Below are 19333 nucleotides of genomic sequence, written 5' to 3' on the forward strand. Positions count from 1 at the left end.
TTGTTTTCTTCAACGAAGTATGTTTTAAACTAACTTTCTCTCCCCTATCTGTTGTCTCCACATAGCATAATACAGCCCTTTTTCATCCAATAAATCATAGTGTTTTCCTTGTTCGATAATACTGCCTTGCTCTAAAACATATATTCTGTCAGCATGCATAATGGTTGACAATCTGTGAGCAATCAATACCGTAATTTGGTCTTGTTTGGAAGATATACTCTGAATGGTTTGCGTAATTTCTTCTTCCGTGATAGAATCTAATGCAGATGTCGCTTCGTCAAACAACAATAATCTAGGATTTCTTAATAACGCTCTTGCAATAGATAATCGTTGTTTTTCCCCACCCGATACTTTAATACCACCTTCTCCAATAGTGGTGTTCAATCCATTTTCGGCTCGTGCCAATAAATTTTGACAGGCTGATTTTTGCAATACATCATTTATTTCGGCATCGGTTGCATTGGGTTTCACAAACAATAAATTGTCTTTTATGGTTCCAGAAAACAATTGTGAGTCTTGGGTCACAAACCCCAACTGTTGTCGCAACTCGGTCAGATCAATGTCTTTGGCATTTATTTTATTGTAAAAAATGGCACCTTCTTCAGGAGTATATAGCCCGACCAACATTTTTACCAAAGTTGTTTTACCACTTCCAGATGGCCCAACAAAAGCAATGGTTTCTCCTGCTTTGGCCTCAAAAGAAATGTCTTTCACGGCATAACTCGTGGCAGTTTGATGCTTGAAAGAAATATTTGAAAATCTCAAATTATTGATAAACCCAATTGTTTTGGGATGCATTGGTTTCTCTTCGCTTTTGGCGTTCATCAAATCTCCAAAATTATCCATCGAGGCTTTTGTCTCGTTATAAGTTGCTATAACATTTCCAAGTTCCTGAAGTGGATTAAACAAAAAGAAAGAGAAAAAAAGCAACGTAATCAAATCGCCCGGCTTGATGATTCCCTGAAAAATAAACATGTATAATGCAAACACTAAACCAGTTCGCATAAAATGAACCGTTGTCCCTTGAACAAAACTCAAAGAACGAATAAATCGAACTTTCTTCAGCTCTAACCCTAATATTTTTATAGTAGTACTATTTAAGCGATTTACTTCTTGCTCTGTTAAACCCAAACTTTTCACCAATTCAATATTACGCAACGATTCGGTTGTTGCTCCAGCCAAAGCAGTGGTTTCGCCGAGTATTTCCTTTGAAACCTTCTTGATTCTTGTACCCAAAAAAGAACTGATAAAAGCAATAACAGGAACCGTTGCCAAAAAAATAGGCCCCAACAACCAATGGATGGAAATAGCATAAATAACCACAAATGTGATTCCGATTAGCGATTGAAAAACCAATGAAATAGCCAAAGTGATGAACTTTTCACAATCTATTTTTACCTTCTGAAGCTTTCCTAATGTTTCACCACTTCGTTGATCCTCAAAATCCTGAAAAGGCAACTCAAGCGCTTTTTGAATACCGTTAGTATACATTTTTGCCCCTGTTCGTTGAATGATAATATTGGTAAAATAATCCTGAAAATTTTTGGCTATTCTGGATATCATTGCGGCTCCCAAAGACAAAGCCAACCAACCTAAAACTGTTTTCGTAAAATCAGATACATTATGATTGAAAGTAGCTACTCCAACTCCGCATTGATTTAGCAATTTACCAATAATAATAGAATCGCATAAAGAAAAACATTGGTTAATCGCTGCCAAAAACAAGGCCAAAAACAATAAAGGCTTATGTTCTTTGATGTAGGTATATAGTATTTTCATTGTTCTTTCTAAAAAATTGAAATGCAAAACTACAATTATTGAATTCAAAATAATTACAATAAATACAATAATAACACAACACTATTTATTAAACATGTCATATCCAAAATTCTAATTCAAAAAACATCTATTAGACCACCGCTTGTTTGAAATTCTTTTCCGCTAGAGTGATGCCTCTGGCCCGTACACACAAACCGAGTATTTACAATCAAAAAACGGAAAAGCAACTCCATAAAGGGTTTGCTTTTCTGTTTTAGTTCCCGCTCTGCGATTCTGAAAGCTTTCGGAACCAGACTTCCCCGCTGGATTGAGCATCTTTTTCGCTAGCGCGATGCCTCTGGCTCGTGCACACAGGCAAAGAAAGTACTACAAATCCACAATCAAAGTCCTTGCGAGGAACGAAGCAAACTCACTATCAAAAGCAAACCCAGCAAATCATTCAATTTTTCCTTCCATCGGGGCGAGATATTTGGTTTTCAAACATATGAATTCAAAGTATACATTGTAAGATCTAATACGCAGATATAAGTATAACGATAGTGTCGATTTTTTTAGCAAGGAATACTAGTAACAATTTCAAATAGTAAACGTCATACCTTAAACTAAACCACCAAATATGAAACTTTCTTTAAAAAAATTCGATGACTCACCTCAACTTTATGCAAGAATAGCTGGATTACTTTATCTAATAATTATTATAGCTGGCATTTTTGGGCAAATTTTAGTTCGCAATAAATTAATCGTTTCTGGAGATGCTACCGCCACTGCTAACAACATTATGAATTCTGAATTGCTATGGAGAACGGGTATTAGCGTTGATTTGATTATGCATATTTGTGATTTGCCAGTAATGATAATTCTGTATTACTTGCTCAGACCAGTAAACAAAAAATTGGCATTACTCAATTTGTCTTTTAATTTAATACAAACTGCCGTATTAGTAGCCAATAAGTTAAATCTTTTGGCCACTTTGTTTTTCTTAGGCGATGCTGCATTCTTGAAATCATTTAGCCCTGAACAACTGCATACTTTATCATATTTATCTATTAAACTACATGATATTGGTTTTGGAGTTGGGTTAATCTTTTTTGGTTTTGTATGTCTCATCGAAGGATATCTACTTTTTAAATCCAATTATTTCCCTAAAACAATTGGAGTTCTAATGTCAATTGCTGGTGTTTGTTACCTTGCAAATAGTTTTGCATTTATTTTAGTGCCACAACTTTCAAGTATTGTATTACTAATGCCTTGCCTTATTGCTGAATTATCATTTAGTTTATGGCTCATTTTCAAAGGAGTAAATCTGCCTATATGGAAAAATTCGGTTCTTAAAAATATATAAAAAGCACTTTTTTTTAATCTGCCTGATAATTCGCAGAAATAATGCCATCACAAAATTATTCTTTACTATAAATAGATTGAGGAAGTTCAATCCGTACCAATAGAGTACAAATTCTGATATTCTTTTTTTAGTGCAATCCAAGCTTTTACCCCCCGTTGGTTTGAGCGTCTATTTCGCTAGCGCGATGCCTTTGGCTCGTGAACACAAGCCAAGTATTTACAATCTAAAAACAAAAAAAAATCTATAACGGGGTTGCTTTTTTGTTTTAGCTCGATCAGCGATTCCGAAAGATTTCGGAACCCGACTTCGCCACACACGCTGGGCAAACAATACAATTCCACAATAAAGTCCATGTGAGTTCCAATAATTATCGGAACTCTCCGCTAGTGCGATGCCTCTGGCTCGTGCACACAAGCCGAGTATTTACAATCTGAAAATAGAAAAATTCGCGTATCGGTACGATCAGGACACTAGCGATTACGGAAGATTACAAAAATTTTTCATTTAAAAATTTACAAAACAGTTTACCGCTACTCTTTAGAAAAATAACTATTTTTGCAGTCTAATTTTTTTACCATGTCAAAGAAAAAATACAAAATAGCGGTCATTCAATTGAATCTTAATGATGTTGCCGAAAACAATCTAAAAAAATGCTTAGATTGGGTTCGAGACGCAGCCAATCAAGGAGCCGAAGTCATTTCATTACCCGAACTATATAGTAGTCATTATTTTTGTCAAAGTGAAGATGTAGATAATTTTGCCTTGGCTGAACCTTTGTACAGCACTTCATTTATTGCATTTAGCGCTTTAGCAAAAGAATTGGGTGTTGTTATCATTGTTCCTTTCTTTGAAAAAAGAATGGCTGGAATTTACCACAATAGTGCTTATATAATTGATACCGATGGATCTGAAGCCGGATTGTACCGAAAAATGCACATTCCTGATGACCCTCATTTTTACGAAAAATTCTATTTCACCCCTGGTGATTTAGGTTTTAAAGCCTTCCCAACCCAAAAAGGAAAAATAGGAACTTTAATTTGTTGGGATCAGTGGTATCCGGAAGCAGCTCGATTAACGGCCTTGCAAGGTGCCGATGTGTTGTTTTACCCAACGGCTATTGGATGGCATCCTCTTGAAAAAGAAGAATACGGCGAAAACCAACACGGTGCCTGGATGAACGTGATGAAAGGTCATGCCGTTGCCAATGGAGTTTATGTGGCTGCTGCTAACAGAATTGGTTTAGAACAATATATTGAAGGAACTGCTGGAATTCAGTTTTGGGGATCTTCGTTTATTGCGGGACCTCAAGGTGAAATTTTGGCGCAAGCCTCTCACGATAAAGAAGAAATCCTGATTGCCGAAGTAGACTTGGATTTACAGGAAAATGTACGTCAGAACTGGCCTTTCTTCAGAGACAGAAGAATAGATGCTTTTGGTGACATTACCAAACGTGCTATCGACTAATTGTTATAACAAACAACTATAAACAAAAAACTACCAATAGTATTTCTTTACTTTTGGTAGTTTTTTTTTCATTATAATCGAATAAAACAAAAGGCACTAATTGACTAAATATTCAGACATTCATCTTTTAGACCTTAGCGTCTTAGCACCTCTTTATTCAACAATTATAACTAATCCAAATCTGGTTGAAATATTTTTACAGTTCCATCACCTTCACTACTTACTACAACCAAACTTCTTTTGGTTGGACTTTTAGAAGCAGGAATAAACAAAAGACCTTCGGGAGCATCACCCGTTTTTATCGTTTGTAAATGTTTTGGAGCCATCGGATTACTCACATCATAAACCATAAAGGCATCGGCTCTTTCCAATCCTACAAAAAGAATTTGTTTATCTCCCATTTTAGTAACGCAAACAGCTTCTGGCTCTGCTCCTTTATCATCGCTTCTTGCATCATCATACAAACCAAATTCGAAAGCTTTTTTGTCCAATTCGTTTTTACTGTCAAAAACCAATTGTCCTGTAAGTCCATTCCAAATTGAAAAGGAACGTGCGCCAAATCCCACTAATTCATCAAAATCTCCATCTCCATCTGTATCTCCCATTTTGGTATTGATGTTTAATCTTCCCATACTCGCATCTGTTTTTAGAGCTGCAGCATTAGGAAAAATAATTGGGTCTAATACTACCGCAGCATTATTAATCCTCTTAACATCAACAAAAGCACTATATTCTCTTGCATCTCCCTCATTTGCTGTAACAAAATAAGGTATTTTATTTACTTCAAAATTGCTGATAGCGTCAGGCTGAAACATCCCTTTTAGTTTCCATGGATTAAAAGCAATAGTAGCATCTTTATCACTAATGTCAATGGCATTTTCTGCTAAATTGTAATCTTTAAATCCTAAAGGAAAAATTTGCATGATTTTTTTAGTTGTTAAATCAATTTTAGCCACTCCATTATTTTCTTGTAAAGTAACCCAAGCAGTTTTGGAATCAGCAGAAACAGTGATGTATTCTGGTTCAATATCGGCAGCAAAATTATTGGTTAAACTTGCTATTTTGAATCCTTTGGTTTTTAAATCATCTAATTGGTTGCTAAAGCTAGCAAAATTCAAAGTAGTTACTGTATAACCAGAAACTACATCAATAATAGAAACAGAACCATCTGGATCTAAAGCATAAGTGTCATTTGGCTCACCTTCATTAGCCGTCATTATGAATTTACCATCTTGTGAATAGGTAATCATATCAGGTAATGCACCTACAGTAATTTCTTTAACCAAAGCATAATTTGAAGTTTCGAAAACGACAACTTTACCTGGTTCTTGTTTGTTCGATTTTGATTCTAAAGCTACTGCCAATTTTCCATTAAAAGTAGCTACGCTATTGGCGGCACCATTATAAGGAACCAAATCAATACTAGTAATCAAAACAGGTTTCGACGGATCTGAAAGATCAATTATATCTATTTTATTGGCACTACTATTATTTACTGTAAATAATTTTTGGGAAGTTTCATCATAAGCACTTATTTCAGCAGCACCAGTTCCGCCAATAGTCAATGTCCCAATTTCTTTGAAAGTAGAAGGATTTTCGTTTACTACTACTTCTGGAGTTTCATTGGAATCTTTATCGTTTTGACAACTTACAATTAATAATATTGCTGCAAATACAGTTAGACTTTTCTTTATCATTTTTAGTTTATTTTTAGTTTTCAAAAATACTTTTCAAATAAATATTCCTTATTACCCGAATATTATAAAATCTTTAACAAATAATACCTTCTAAATTTGTTGCATCCATTAACGCCTAAAATGTAATCATCAGAACTATTTATTAATTCTAGCGTTTGATTATCTTTGCACGCATTACAATTAGCATTTACTATGACTACACTTACAAGACGATTTCCTGCAGAGTGGGAAAAACAACAAGGAATTTTATTGTGTTTTCCGCATAATGGGAAAGATTGGCCGGGAAAATATGAAGCCGTTCAATGGGCATTTGTTGAATTCATCAAGAAAGTAGCTTCTTTTGAAACTGTTTTTTTGGTCGTTGCCGATGAAAATCAAAAAAATAAAGTAGCCGAAATGTTAGAAGCAGCACACGTAATAATGAGCAACGTTTCTTTCATCATTCATAAAACCAATCGCAGTTGGATGCGCGATTCGGGACCAATTATTGTCAAAAATGGTACTAGCAGAGAAGCATTAAATTTTAATTTTAACGGTTGGGCCAAATACAAAAATATCAATCTGGACAAACACGTTCCTGAAAAAGTTGGCGAATCTCTAAATATTCCTGTTACCCAAGTAATGTACAAAGGAAAACCGGTAATTGTAGAAGGCGGTGCCATTGATGTAAACGGAAAAGGGACTTTATTAACGTCTGAAGAATGTTTGATGCATCCTGATATTCAGGTTCGGAATCCTAATTTCACCAAAGAAGACTACGAAGCTGTTTTTAAAGAATATCTTGGGGTAACCAATGTAATCTGGTTGGGCGACGGTATTGAAGGCGATGATACACACGGGCACATCGACGATTTATGCCGATTTGTTAATGAAAATACGATTGTTACCATAGTCGAATTAGATCCAACTGACAGCAATTACAAACCGTTGCAGGATAATTTGAAACGACTGCAAAATGCCAAACTCGAAAACGGAAAAGCACCAATCATAGTTGCATTACCGATGCCAAAACGAATTGATTTTGATGGATTGCGTTTACCAGCGAGTTACGCTAATTTCCTGATTTTAAACAACTGTGTTTTGGTTCCTACTTTTAATGACGCCAACGATAGGAAAGCGCTAAATATTTTAGCCGAATGTTTCCCTGATCGAGAAATTATCGGGATCAGTGCTATTGATTTAATTTGGGGATTTGGAACGTTGCATTGCTTGAGCCAACAAATCCCAGAATAATATTTAAGCATTTAGATTTTTTTTTAAAAATCTAAAAAATCATAAATATTCAGCCCATTTCTGATTTTAAATTGCCTCCAGCTAAAGCTGGAGATCAATTAATGAATATCAAATTGGCTTTGGCCGAAATAACAAACCATTTTTGCTAAAGCCATTGACTAGTATTCCAATTTCATTCCTCCAGCTAAAGCTGGAGACAATTCAAAACTTTGTGTAAAACAAATGAGAATGAAACAACTGAATATTTTTAACCCTCTGAAAAACAAAAAAAAGACTTGTAGAAATAATTCAACAAGTCTTTTTTCATTAGATATAACTCCTTTTTTAGTCTCTCGTAAAAGATAATTTTTGATCTGAACTAATAATCATATCAAATCCATTTTTAGTTTCGTTAAACTGAAATGTAACTCCCGCCTCTTTCGATTCAAATATATCTTTTCCAATTGATGTAAGTGAAAATTTTGGATAATCGGTGATTTCAGCAAAAAGCACACTGTTTTTCTCGGTAATTTCAATTTTTAATGGAGCCGATTTGGTAGAATACTTACCTAAGTATCCGTCTAAAAGCACCTCTTTCTCGATTACACCTTTCTCAGAAGTCCAAGTATTGTTACTCTCATTAGAATCTGGAAAAACATGGTCTGGATCAAGAACAATACTCGCTATTTCTTCAGTGGTATTCATCTTGAAAGACCAATCTATATTTCTTTGCCAAACTTCAACCGGCAATTTAATTCTTGTTACTTTTCCGCTTTTTGTTTTCACATCCAAAACGACTGGCATTGCCATTTTCTCAAAGTTTTCAATTTTAATTATCACACCTTGTGCAGGATCATTTTTTACATATTTAATAGAATTGATCCCTTGATCTAAACGCCAGTTATTGACAAACCAACCCCTCCAGAACCAACTTAAATCTTCGCCAGCCACATTCTCCATTGTTCTAAAAAAGTCATCCGGAGCAGGGTGTTTAAAAGCCCAACGTTCTACATAAGTTCTAAAAGCTATATCAAAACGCTCTGGTCCTAATACTTGCTCTCTTAACATTTCTAATCCTGAACCTGGCTTAAAATAACACAATAGACCAATATTATTCTCCTGCATGTTGTCTGGAGAACTCATAACAGTTTCTGTTTTCGGATTGGTATAATACTCCGCATTTTGATGAAAGTCGGTCGGTTTCTTTTTAAATTCCCCATTATTAAAATCAACCGAACTTAGAGAATTAATAAAGGTATTAAATCCTTCATCCATCCAACCAAATAAACGCTCGTTAGACCCTACAATCATTGGAAACCATCCATGACCAAACTCATGATCCGTTACTCCCCATAAATCTTCCCCTTTGGATTCCCATCCACAAAAAACAATTCCTGGATATTCCATTCCACCTTCATTCCCAGCTACATTGGTAGCAACGGGGTAAGGATATTCAAACCATCTTTTGGAATAATTCTCAATGGATGTTTTTGTATATTCTGTAGCACGCCCCCAAGCTTTTTCTCCAGCACTTTCAACTGGATAAGCCGATAATGCCAATGACTTTTTACCACTAGGCAAATTAATTCTAGCACCATCTAATATAAATGCAGAAGATGATGCCCATGAAAGGTCTCTCGAATTTTTTATTTTAAAATGCCATGTTTTTTCAGAAGTAGTTCCTGATTTTGAAGCATTTGCTGCCACTTCCTCGGCAGTACGAATCATCACTGTTTTTTCGCTCTGAATGGCTTTTGCCAAACGACTTTGTTCCTCTGCTGAGTAAACCGATTTTGGATTTAACAACTCCCCAGAACATACTACAATATGATTGGATGGAACGGTAATATTGACATCAAAATCCCCGTATTCCAGGTAAAACTCTGAAGCTCCCAAATACGGATTGGTATTCCAACCTCTCAAATCATCGTACACACACATACGCGGGTACCACTGTGCGATGGTGAAAATTTTACCATTTTTGGTATCTAAAACCCCTGTTCTATCCGAACCTTCTTTTGGTGAAATGAAAGAGAAGTCAATTTTAATTTTCACTACTCCACCTTTTGCTTTTAGATCGTCTGGAAGAAAAACTTGCATTCTGGTATCGGTAATAACGAATTTCGCCTCGGTTTCAACAGATTTTCCTTTAACAGCAGAAACTATTTTTACCGATTTGATTTTATGACCTCCGTCAAAAACCTCTCCTTGTGCACCGTTACGACTTCCTTTTAACGGTACAACTGCATTTCCTCTAGAATCAGACTTGAATAAATTTTGATCCAAATGCATCCAAACAAAAGACATTTTATCAGTACTATTATTGGTGTAGGTTACAATTCCTGTCCCAATTATCTCATTGCTTTTTTCATTTAACTTGGCTGTCAATTTATAATCAGCTCTGTTTTGCCAATATTCATGACCCGGTGCACCACTGGCAGATCTTGTAGATGTACCATTATTTACATAAAATAAAGGACCAAATGCATCATGATAATCATATTTTGAAACTGGGGCAGGAGTTGCGGTACTTGGGATTTCTTGCGCCCATGAAGTAGTAATCCCTAGAAATAAAGCCAATTGTAGAATGACCTTGAAATAGTTATTTTTCATTTTTTTTTATTTTTTAACAGCAAATAAATAAAAAAAATATGAAAATTAAAGAAATTCACATAAATATTCTGCTAATTATGTTTTTCTGAGTAAGTAAAAAAAAATGAATCTCTAAAACTGTTCTAATTTTATAAAACCCCAAAAACTTCCTTGTAAATTAATCTGTACTTATTTATTTTTAAAGTATTTTATAAATTCTCTTAATTGGAATTTCAACTCCTTTTTTTAAAACGACAATGGTATCCGTCACAGCCCAAACTGTAGTTTCAACCACTTTCTTAGATTCATTGTCTTCAAAGAAAATTTTCATTTTTGAATGTTCAAGATTGCCTAGAGACTGAGCTCGAATTAAATCACTATTTCGAAGATACTTGTCTTTACTTTCTACAAGAACATCAGAATCGGGGAATTTCAAAAACGGAATACTTTCTTTCTCTATATTTTCATAAATTGCATCCATAATATTATGTTTTAATAGTATAAATTAGGCATAGTGAAAATAATGAAATATTTTTACAAAACAAAGCGAAACAGTAAAATATATTTTATGTTGATTACAACAATTAAAAACTCAGACTTAACAGCAGTTATAAAGCATTTTGGAGCCGAATTATGTTCTTTAAAAGACAACTCCAACACAGAATACATTTGGGGCGGAAATCCTGAATTTTGGGGGAAGCACTCTCCTATTTTATTCCCAATTGTGGGTACGCTCAAAAATAACTCTTATCAATATAATGGCAAAGATTATCAATTATCAAGACATGGATTTTCTCGTGAAATGAATTTTGAACTGATTGACAAACAAGAGAACAGCGCTACTTTTTCTTTAACTTCAACTGATGAGACTTTACAAAGGTATCCTTTTGATTTTGAGTTGTTTTTAATTTACACTTTAGAGAATACTTCTCTAAAAATTGAATACAAAGTCATCAACAAAGGAAAATCAAAAATGCCGTTTTCAATTGGAGCGCATCCAGCATTTGACTTACCTAATAATTTTGAGAATTACAGCCTTGAATTTGAGAACTCAGCACCTTTGACATTTCATCTTTTGGAAGAAGGTCTGATTTCGAATACTACTGAGCAAATACAATTGGATAAAAAGCAATTGCAATTGAATTATAAATTATTCGAAAATGATGCTTTGGTTTTCAAGAAACTGCCCTCAAAATCAATAACGATTTTAGAAAATTCGAAGCCAATTTTAAAAGTAAGCTATGAAGATTTTCCAGATTTAGGGATTTGGACACCTCCAAATGCCCCTTTTATATGTATTGAACCTTGGTTTGGATATTCAGACACCGTTGATACCTTTGGGAATCTTTTTAAAAAAGAAGGCATACAAGTTCTGGATTCAAACGAAACCTTTAAATCACGATTCAGCATTGAAATTTTATAACTAGCGAAAAATTATTTCTCTATATTTGGATAAAACTAATATACAGAAGTTCGTAAATCAATCAAATTATGCGCAATTTACCACTTCTGTTATTCTTTATCTTTATACTACCGGGTTGTTCTAGTTATAAAATAGTCCCCGATTATGTATTTAATTCTATAGATAAAAAAGCATTATATATTAAATCATACGATGAAACATTAAAATTATGGAAGGTTCCGTTTGAAGAAATGGATGTAACAACAAGTTATGGCATTGCACATATTATTATTAGCGGTCCAAAAACAGGCGAACCTTTGGTTTTATTCCATGGTACAGATGCCAGTTCCACCATGTGGTTTCCTAATGTAAAAGAGTTTAGTGCAGCATACAGAGTTTACGCGATTGACTTCCCTTTGGAAGCAGGAAAGTCATTATCAAACTCTATAAGATTAAACAATAAACAGACCGCGGAATTTTACAATGAGATTTTTAAGCACTTTCGGATGGAAAATATTAATTTATTGGGAATTTCAAGAGGCGGTTGGATGGTAACCTATTTAGCCTTACAGCCCGGTAATGCAATTAAAAAAATAGTTTTATTGAGTCCTGCACAAACTTTTGGAGGAATCTCAAACTTAGGAAAAGTCCTTTCCGCAATAAACCTTAAAATGTTTCCAAGTCAAAAAAGCACTAATAGATTTTTCGAAGCCTTTTCGTACTATCCGAATGAAATTAACGCTATTTTTAAAAATCAACTTTATCTTGCTTACAAATATGGGAATAGTAAACCCCGATTATTAAACATGATGCCGTTTTCCAAAAAAGAATTAAAGTCACTAAAAATTCCTGTACTGGTTTTGATTGGTGACCATGATATTGTGAATACCGAAAAAATATTCGTAAAAGCACACCAATTTATCCCGAATGTAGAAACTGCAGTTATCAAAGACGCAGGACATTTTATATCTATTGATCAATCTGAAATTACAAATAAAAAAGTTGTCGAATTTTTAAATAAAAACGAATAATGTTAGAAATAAACTTTACCCCCTTTCCAAATCTTGAAACCGAGCGCTTGACTCTAAAGCAAGTAACCACAGATGATGTTGAAGACATTTTTGAGTTGCGGTCGAATACAGAAGTCATGAAATACATTCCGAGGCCATTACTTCAAAATAAGGAAGAAGCGTTGGAGCTTATTGCCATGTTAAACGACAAAATAGAAAATAACATTGGAATTAACTGGGGAATACGATTAAAAAATGACTCGAAAATAATTGGCATTATTGGGCATTACAGAATAAAACCCGAGCATTACAGAGCCGAAGTGGGTTATATGTTATTACCTGAATATAATGGAAAAGGGATTGTATCCGAAGCATTGCAAAGAGTAGTAGAATATGGCTTTAAAGAAATGAAATTACATTCGATAGAAGCTATTTTGGATCCTAAAAATGGAGGTTCGGAGAAGGTTTTATTGAAAAATGGTTTTGTAAAAGAAGCGCATTTATTGGAAAACGAATATTATGATGGGCGTTTTCTAGATACCTTGATCTATTCTATTTTGAATAAATAATATTTCGAGTGATTCGTGAATACAAAACAACTTGTAGGTTAAAAAAAAAACTAAAATGAATCTGGATAATCAAAAAGAATATTGGAACGAAGTAGCCGAAATTAAAACATTTACACATCCAATAGATATAGAATTACTGAATCCCTTTTTAAACAAACAAAGCACAATTGTTGACTTTGGATGTGGGTATGGAAGAATTGTAAAAGAATTAACTGATTTAGGGTTTGAAAATGTTTACGGATTTGACACTTCTAAAGAATTAATTTCGAGAGGAAAATCTGAAAATAATTTGGCTCTTTTTCATATTGAAAAACCCTCAGAATTAACGCTAGAAGATAACTCCGTCGATTGCATCATTCTTTTTGCAGTTTTAACTTGTATACCATCTAATGAGGGACAACAGAGTTTAATCAATTTACTGCTATCTAAACTTAAAAAAGGTGGAATACTCTATATAAGCGATTACTATTTACAAGAAAAATCAGTTGAAGTGGAGCGATATGAATACTTAAATGGAGACCAAAACAATTTTGGCGTTTTCAAACTTCCCGAAGGAGCCACTTTTCGTCATCATACAAAAGAGTGGATTAAAACATTGACCAAAGACTTTGAAATTTTAATAGAAAACCCTCTAATTGTAAAAACAATGAATGGAAACATTGCAAATGGGTTTCAAATAATAGGTAAAAAATAACTAGTCACTTATACAAGACCTTTACATCTTATGAAAACGGCTGCCCTAGCCCTGATAGAAGCGGTATCCTTTTCTTAAGGCGATTTTTCATCGCCTTAAGAAAAGATACAAGTGGATAGCAGGATTAAGCTCCTAATTAATATTGGATTACTTTTTAATTGTCCTTACATACAATTCTTCGACTTGTTTTCTAGCCCAATCGGTTTTTCTTAAAAAGGTTAGACTCGATTTTATACTTGGGTTTTCATTGAAACATTTTATTTTTATCAGTTCTCCCAAAGTGTCAAATCCATAATGTTCCACCAATGTTTCTACTATTTTTTGAAGTGTAATTCCGTGAAGCGGGTCTTTTGATTGTTGCTTTTCCATATTGCAAATTTATAGCATTTTCTTAAAAACAATTGGTCTTTCATTAATTAGTTCCTAAATTTGCCCTACTATGCAAAAAACTGTCAACATACTCAATAAAAGAGCCCGATTCGATTATGAAATCCTAGAAACCTTTACTGCTGGTATTGTTTTGGCTGGGACCGAAATCAAATCTATCCGATTAGGAAAGGCCAATATTACCGAAAGTTTTTGTGAATTTAGCGGTAATGAGCTTTTTGCCATTAATACCTATATCGAAGAATATACTTTTGGAAATCAATTCAATCATAAAGCGAGAAGCGAACGTAAATTACTTTTGAACAAAAGAGAATTGAAGGGCTTACTTAGAAGTGTTCAAGCCAAAGGACTTACCATTGTTCCCCTTAAATTGTTTACTAACGAAAAGGGGTTGGCTAAACTACAAATTGGACTTTGTAAGGGTAAAAAAACATACGACAAAAGAGAGTCTTTAAAAGAGCAGGACACCAAAAGAGATTTGGACAGAATAAAGAAGGCTTTTTAAATATTTTTTAACTCTATTCTGATTAAATTTCGAGTTATACTGTAGACTTTAATCAAATTATAATTACTTTTACCTACATTAAAACAAAAAAACGAAAAATTATGAAAAACATTTTTATTGCATTAATCTGCATTTGCCTTACAAGTTGTGGTAGTAATACATCAATTGTTTCTAGTTGGAGAGATCCAAACGCAACTCTTGCTTCTGAAAACTTTAAAAAAGTAATAGTTGTAGCTCTAGCAAAAGATGAAAGCACTAGAAGATCAACCGAAAATAGAATCGCTTCGATTAATCCTGCTGTTTTAAATTCATCATACAATTATTTGAACCAACAAAATTTAAACCTTACTCAAGAACAAAAATTAAGTATTCTACAAACTGAAGGTTTTGATGGTGCAATTACTTTGCGTTTCATAAAAGCAGATAAAGAAACTCAATATGTTCCTGGAACCTCAAACTATTATGGCGGTATGGGATATCCAGGAATGGGATATGGATATGCCGGTGGATATGGTATGGGTTATGGCGCAGGATTTGGTGGTTGGTATGGCGCTTATGCTCCAGCATACTACACTCCTGGGTACTACCAAGAAAATGTTTATTACTATATTGAAACCAATATTTTTGACTTGAAAAGTAATAAATTGGTTTGGAGTGCTACTACAAAATCTTTGGATGTATCAGACATCAGCACTACAGTTGACGAAATCATGCAAGCTTGCGTGAATCAAATGAAAGCTGACGGATATATGGCTCCTAAAGCTAAATAATAAAACCCTTTCTAAAAGAGATTGTTTCAATTAAAAAAGCAATACTAAATATTTTAGTATTGCTTTTTTTTGTTTGGTCTGTCCTTAAATAACAATACCTTAAAAAGTAAATCTTTTTATATCCCGAAAAATCTACTGAAAAAGCCTTTTTTCTCTTCTTCTTCAATTTCACCAACAACTGAAGTTTGTGACACTTGCTGTAATTGCTGATTTTTTTGATCTTCTACCATTAATTTAGTAATTAAATCAACATAACTAAGCCCCTGCTCTTCTAAAAAACCAATCAAATATTTTTCGCTGGCACCAACACCACTAACTTGCTCAATCTGCAAAAGTTTTTTATATAATGGTTCAATATGCTTCGCAATTACATCTTGTGGAACCGCTTTTCTTCTAGCTATATAATTAACTATATCCCCGTTCTCATCTCTGGAATACTCGAAATTGGTTATTACCCAGTAATACCTTCCTGATTTAGCTAAATTTTTTACAATTCCATGAAATTGATTTCCCTTTTGAATATTTTCCCAAAGTACCTTAAATACAACCTTTGGCATGTCTGGATGTCTAACAATATTATGGGGTTGAGCCATTAACTCATAATCCTCATACCCACAAACATCTACAAAAACTTCATTTGCATATTCGATAGTACCATACAAATCCGTTTTACTCATGATGGTTTGAGTTTTATCCCATGCTACCTCTTTGTCAATAGGAATTGGTCTTTTAGTCATTTCTTTCACTTCGTTCATACCTTTTTTTTTATTAAACTTTCAACTAATACAAGTATTTTACTTACGAATACTTGTCAGGACAAATGTAAAACCTCCTTTTTGTTAAAAATATGATAATGATCAGTTTTGCTAATATCATCAGAATTAAGCTGCTTATTTTTAAGTAAAAGCTAAAAAACACACCATACTTACTTCTATATATGTATTTTACAATTATTATTTTTTTTTAATATTTTATGATCGAAAACATAAAAACCATTCACAGAATGAATGGTTATAGAAAATTAAGCAAAGAGATAAATTAATTTTTATCTTCCAATAAAGGAACGAAACGAAACTCTCCAAACTCGTGTTTTTCAAATTGTGTTTCGTTTATACGTATTAATAATGTCATGATTTGAACGTCCTCGCCCAGCGGAATAACTAATCTTCCTCCTATTTTAAGCTGCGCCATTAAGGGTTGCGGAATTATAGGTGCTCCAGCAGTAACGATTATACTATCAAATGGAGCATAGCCCGGTAGACCTTTGTATCCATCTCCAAAAGAAAGATGTTTGGGACGAATTCCTAGTTTTGGCAATAACGCCGATGTTTGCTTAAACAACTCTTTTTGTCTTTCAACACTAAAAACTTGCGCTCCCATCAAACACAAAACAGCTGTTTGATAACCAGAACCTGTACCGATTTCCAGCACTTTATGACCTTTTTTTATTTCTAATAACTGCGATTGAAAAGCAACAGTATAAGGTTGAGAAATAGTCTGACCTGCCGCAATAGGAAATGCCTTGTCTTGGTAGGCATAATCCGCAAAACTTGAATTCAAAAATAAATGTCGCGGGATTATTTTTATGGCTTCTAGAACATTTTTATCTGTAATTCCTTTCTGGTGTAAGACACTTACTAGTTGATTACGAAGTCCTTGGTGCTTGGCGGTATCTTTCAAAGTTTTGGGTTTTATAAAAAGGCAAAAATAGAAAACAAATTCAAATTCCAATTTAAAAAAAACTCCAAATTTCGATGTATTCAATTTATATTTGAAGCTTAGTATTTAGTCCTGATAGTTATGTGGATAAAAATTGGAAATTCTTATTTTATTACTATTTTTGTAGAAACATCATTATTATGCTGAAAATTGGAGTATTGGGTGCAGGGCATCTAGGTAAAATACATTTGCGTTTATTACAACAATCTGAAAAGTATGAATTAGTTGGTTTTTATGACCCCAATCAAGAAAACGCCGAAAAAATTTCAAAAGAATTTGGCTACAAAAATTTTAGTACCATCGCAACTTTGATTCATGCAGTTGACGTAATAGACATTGTTACTCCAACACTTTCCCATTATAAATGTGCCAAAGTTGCCATTAAATCGGGTAAACACGTTTTTATAGAAAAACCCATTTCTAATACGGTTGAAGAAGCCGAAGAAATCATTGCATTAGCCAACGAATATAATGTAAAAGGTCAAGTAGGACATGTCGAAAGATTCAATCCTGCCTTTATTGCTACCAAAAACATGATTGAAAACCCGATGTTTATCGAAACACATCGATTGGCTGAGTTTAACCCTCGTGGTACTGATGTTCCTGTAGTCTTAGACTTAATGATCCATGATATCGATGCTATTCTGAGTGTAGTCAATTCTAAAGTAAAAAATATCAATGCAAGTGGTGTTTCCGTAATAAGTGACACCCCAGATATTGCAAATGCTAGAATTGAATTCGAAAATGGTTGTGTAGCCAACTTAACTGCGAGCCGAATTTCGATGAAAAACATGCGCAAGTCACGATTTTTTCAAAAAGATGCTTATATTTCTGTTGACTTTCTAGAAAAAAAATGTGAAGTTGTAAAAATGAAAGATGCTCCAGAAGTACCTGGTGATTTTGACATGATTTTACAAAATGCCGAAGGAGTGAAAAAACAAATTTACTTCTCTAATCCAGATGTGGAACAAAATAATGCCATTCTAGACGAACTAGAATCCTTTGCTGATGCCATTACCAACGATACAACTCCAGTGGTTACATTAGAGCAAGCAACTGATGCTTTAAGAGTGGCGTATCAAATTATAGATTGTTTTAAAAAATAAATAACTCAATAAATCAAACTAAAGTTTAAGATTTAAAGTCAACAATCCGTCTTTAAATTTTAAACTTTTTTAACTTTAAAAAATAACAAAATGAAGATTATTGCTGTAATTGGAGCTGGAACTATGGGTAACGGAATTGCTCATACTTTTGCACAAAGTGGATTTACTGTTAAATTAATTGATGTTTCCGAAAAGTCTTTGGATAAAGGAATGGCAACTATAGCGGCCAATTTGGACCGAATGGTTTCAAAAGGGACTATAACCGAAGAAGACAAAGCCAAAACCATCACCAATATTATTACCTATACAGACATCAAAGATGGTGTTGTGGGAGTAGATTTAGTTGTAGAAGCCGCCACCGAAAATGTAGATTTAAAACTGAATATTTTCAAGCAATTAAACGAAGCTTGTTCACACAATACCATTTTAGCAACCAATACTTCTTCAATTTCCATTACTCAAATTGGTGCTGTAGTAGCTCATCCGGAACGTGTAATAGGAATGCACTTTATGAATCCTGTGCCAATTATGAAACTGGTTGAAATCATTCGTGGTTACAACACCAGTGATGAAGTAACCAAAATCATCATGGATTTATCCGAAAAATTAGGAAAAACACCAGTTGAAGTAAACGATTATCCAGGTTTTGTGGCCAATAGAATTTTGATGCCTATGATCAATGAAGCAATTGAAACTTTATACAACAAAGTAGCTGGTGTTTATGAAATAGATACCGTAATGAAACTAGGAATGGGTCACCCAATGGGACCTTTACAACTAGCCGATTTTATTGGTCTTGACGTATGTCTTGCCATCTTAAATGTAATGTACGACGGTTTCAAAAACCCAAAATATGCTCCATGTCCTTTATTGGTAAACATGGTAAGAGCAGGAAAACTGGGTGTGAAATCTGGAGAAGGTTTTTATGATTATAGCGAAAGTAAAAAAGCAGAGAAAGTAGCTTTTAAATTATAGTGTTCTTTATTTAAGTGTTCAGTAATCAGTTTTTTAGTATTCAGTCTCAATGTTTCGCGCAAGTAATAATGTTGAGACTTCTAATTTCTAATTTCTAAACTCTAATTTCT

At 33.9% G+C, this 19333-nt stretch carries 19 protein-coding genes; 11 read left to right on the forward strand and 8 right to left on the reverse strand.

From position 1 onward, the window contains the following. Nucleotides 1-24: 24 nt before the first annotated feature. Both DB891_RS04925 and DB891_RS17580 read right to left on the reverse strand, forming a co-directional pair. Entirely contained in the window at nucleotides 25-1779 is a 1755-nt protein-coding gene (locus DB891_RS04925) for an ABC transporter ATP-binding protein (RefSeq protein ID WP_116761173.1), read from the reverse strand. A 162-nt stretch (nucleotides 1780-1941) separates the two neighbouring features. Beyond that, nucleotides 1942-2094 carry a hypothetical protein gene (locus tag DB891_RS17580; protein WP_189337098.1) on the reverse strand — a complete coding sequence of 51 codons (153 nt, stop codon included), beginning with the start codon at nucleotides 2092-2094 and terminating at the stop codon, nucleotides 1942-1944. A 301-nt stretch (nucleotides 2095-2395) separates the two neighbouring features. Here DB891_RS17580 and DB891_RS04930 point away from each other — a divergent pair, with 301 nt between their 5' ends. Further along, on the forward strand, nucleotides 2396-3121 hold the full coding sequence (locus tag DB891_RS04930; protein ID WP_116761175.1) for a DUF4386 domain-containing protein: 726 nt from the start codon (nucleotides 2396-2398) through the stop codon (nucleotides 3119-3121). A 576-nt stretch (nucleotides 3122-3697) separates the two neighbouring features. Beyond that, nucleotides 3698-4585: a carbon-nitrogen hydrolase gene (locus tag DB891_RS04935; RefSeq protein WP_116761177.1), complete on the forward strand. Its 888-nt coding sequence runs from the start codon at nucleotides 3698-3700 to the stop codon at nucleotides 4583-4585. 170 nt (nucleotides 4586-4755) lie between these two features. Here DB891_RS04935 and DB891_RS04940 read toward each other — a convergent pair whose 3' ends face one another. Further along, nucleotides 4756-6282, reverse strand: a complete 1527-nt coding sequence (locus DB891_RS04940) for a choice-of-anchor I family protein (RefSeq protein ID WP_116761179.1) — start codon at nucleotides 6280-6282, stop codon at nucleotides 4756-4758. Between the two features lie 192 nt (nucleotides 6283-6474). Here DB891_RS04940 and DB891_RS04945 point away from each other — a divergent pair, with 192 nt between their 5' ends. Then, nucleotides 6475-7515: an agmatine deiminase family protein gene (locus DB891_RS04945; RefSeq protein WP_116761181.1), complete on the forward strand. Its 1041-nt coding sequence runs from the start codon at nucleotides 6475-6477 to the stop codon at nucleotides 7513-7515. Between the two features lie 324 nt (nucleotides 7516-7839). Here the strand turns inward: DB891_RS04945 and DB891_RS04950 are convergent, their stop codons facing one another. Together DB891_RS04950 and DB891_RS04955 are read right to left on the reverse strand one after the other, a co-directional pair. Further along, nucleotides 7840-10107: a M1 family metallopeptidase gene (locus DB891_RS04950; protein WP_116761183.1), complete on the reverse strand. Its 2268-nt coding sequence runs from the start codon at nucleotides 10105-10107 to the stop codon at nucleotides 7840-7842. A gap of 178 nt (nucleotides 10108-10285) precedes the next feature. Next, nucleotides 10286-10567 carry a hypothetical protein gene (locus DB891_RS04955; protein WP_116761185.1) on the reverse strand — a complete coding sequence of 94 codons (282 nt, stop codon included), beginning with the start codon at nucleotides 10565-10567 and terminating at the stop codon, nucleotides 10286-10288. An 87-nt stretch (nucleotides 10568-10654) separates the two neighbouring features. Between DB891_RS04955 and DB891_RS04960 the strand changes: the two genes are divergently transcribed. The 4 genes from DB891_RS04960 to DB891_RS04975 all read left to right on the forward strand — a co-directional run bounded on the left by DB891_RS04960 (nucleotide 10655) and on the right by DB891_RS04975 (nucleotide 13761). Continuing rightward, complete coding sequence (locus DB891_RS04960) at nucleotides 10655-11509, forward strand: aldose 1-epimerase family protein (protein ID WP_317045988.1); 855 nt, start codon at nucleotides 10655-10657, stop codon at nucleotides 11507-11509. A 68-nt stretch (nucleotides 11510-11577) separates the two neighbouring features. After that, nucleotides 11578-12519: an alpha/beta fold hydrolase gene (locus DB891_RS04965; RefSeq protein WP_116761187.1), complete on the forward strand. Its 942-nt coding sequence runs from the start codon at nucleotides 11578-11580 to the stop codon at nucleotides 12517-12519. Further along, nucleotides 12519-13067: a GNAT family N-acetyltransferase gene (locus tag DB891_RS04970; protein ID WP_116761189.1), complete on the forward strand. Its 549-nt coding sequence runs from the start codon at nucleotides 12519-12521 to the stop codon at nucleotides 13065-13067. The genes DB891_RS04965 and DB891_RS04970 overlap by 1 nt, the downstream gene beginning before the upstream one ends. Before the next feature lie 55 nt (nucleotides 13068-13122). Continuing rightward, the gene (locus DB891_RS04975) at nucleotides 13123-13761 is read left to right on the forward strand and encodes a class I SAM-dependent methyltransferase (protein ID WP_116761191.1); all 639 of its coding nucleotides are present in this window, start codon (nucleotides 13123-13125) and stop codon (nucleotides 13759-13761) included. Between the two features lie 147 nt (nucleotides 13762-13908). Here DB891_RS04975 and DB891_RS04980 read toward each other — a convergent pair whose 3' ends face one another. Continuing rightward, complete coding sequence (locus DB891_RS04980) at nucleotides 13909-14130, reverse strand: VF530 family protein (protein ID WP_116761193.1); 222 nt, start codon at nucleotides 14128-14130, stop codon at nucleotides 13909-13911. Nucleotides 14131-14200: 70 nt separating this feature from the next. Between DB891_RS04980 and smpB the strand changes: the two genes are divergently transcribed. Beyond that, on the forward strand, nucleotides 14201-14653 hold the full coding sequence (smpB, locus tag DB891_RS04985) for an SsrA-binding protein SmpB (protein ID WP_116761195.1): 453 nt from the start codon (nucleotides 14201-14203) through the stop codon (nucleotides 14651-14653). A gap of 101 nt (nucleotides 14654-14754) precedes the next feature. Continuing rightward, nucleotides 14755-15423 carry a DUF4136 domain-containing protein gene (locus DB891_RS04990; RefSeq protein WP_116761197.1) on the forward strand — a complete coding sequence of 223 codons (669 nt, stop codon included), beginning with the start codon at nucleotides 14755-14757 and terminating at the stop codon, nucleotides 15421-15423. Between the two features lie 116 nt (nucleotides 15424-15539). Here the strand turns inward: DB891_RS04990 and DB891_RS04995 are convergent, their stop codons facing one another. After that, nucleotides 15540-16178 (reverse strand): PAS domain-containing protein, encoded by a 639-nt coding sequence (locus DB891_RS04995; RefSeq protein WP_116761198.1) that lies wholly within the window; start codon nucleotides 16176-16178, stop codon nucleotides 15540-15542. A 283-nt stretch (nucleotides 16179-16461) separates the two neighbouring features. Next, a complete protein-coding gene (locus tag DB891_RS05000; RefSeq protein ID WP_116761310.1) occupies nucleotides 16462-17103 on the reverse strand; it encodes a protein-L-isoaspartate(D-aspartate) O-methyltransferase in 642 nt (213 codons plus the stop codon). 179 nt (nucleotides 17104-17282) lie between these two features. On the opposite strand from DB891_RS05000, the gene DB891_RS05005 reads away from it, so the two are divergent. Then, nucleotides 17283-18248: a Gfo/Idh/MocA family protein gene (locus tag DB891_RS05005; RefSeq protein ID WP_116761199.1), complete on the forward strand. Its 966-nt coding sequence runs from the start codon at nucleotides 17283-17285 to the stop codon at nucleotides 18246-18248. Nucleotides 18249-18338: 90 nt separating this feature from the next. After that, a complete protein-coding gene (locus DB891_RS05010; RefSeq protein ID WP_116761201.1) occupies nucleotides 18339-19223 on the forward strand; it encodes a 3-hydroxyacyl-CoA dehydrogenase family protein in 885 nt (294 codons plus the stop codon). Nucleotides 19224-19333: the final 110 nt, after the last annotated feature.

Origin of the sequence: Flavobacterium laiguense (genome assembly GCF_003097655.1) — a bacterium.
GTDB classification, from domain to species: domain Bacteria; phylum Bacteroidota; class Bacteroidia; order Flavobacteriales; family Flavobacteriaceae; genus Flavobacterium; species Flavobacterium laiguense.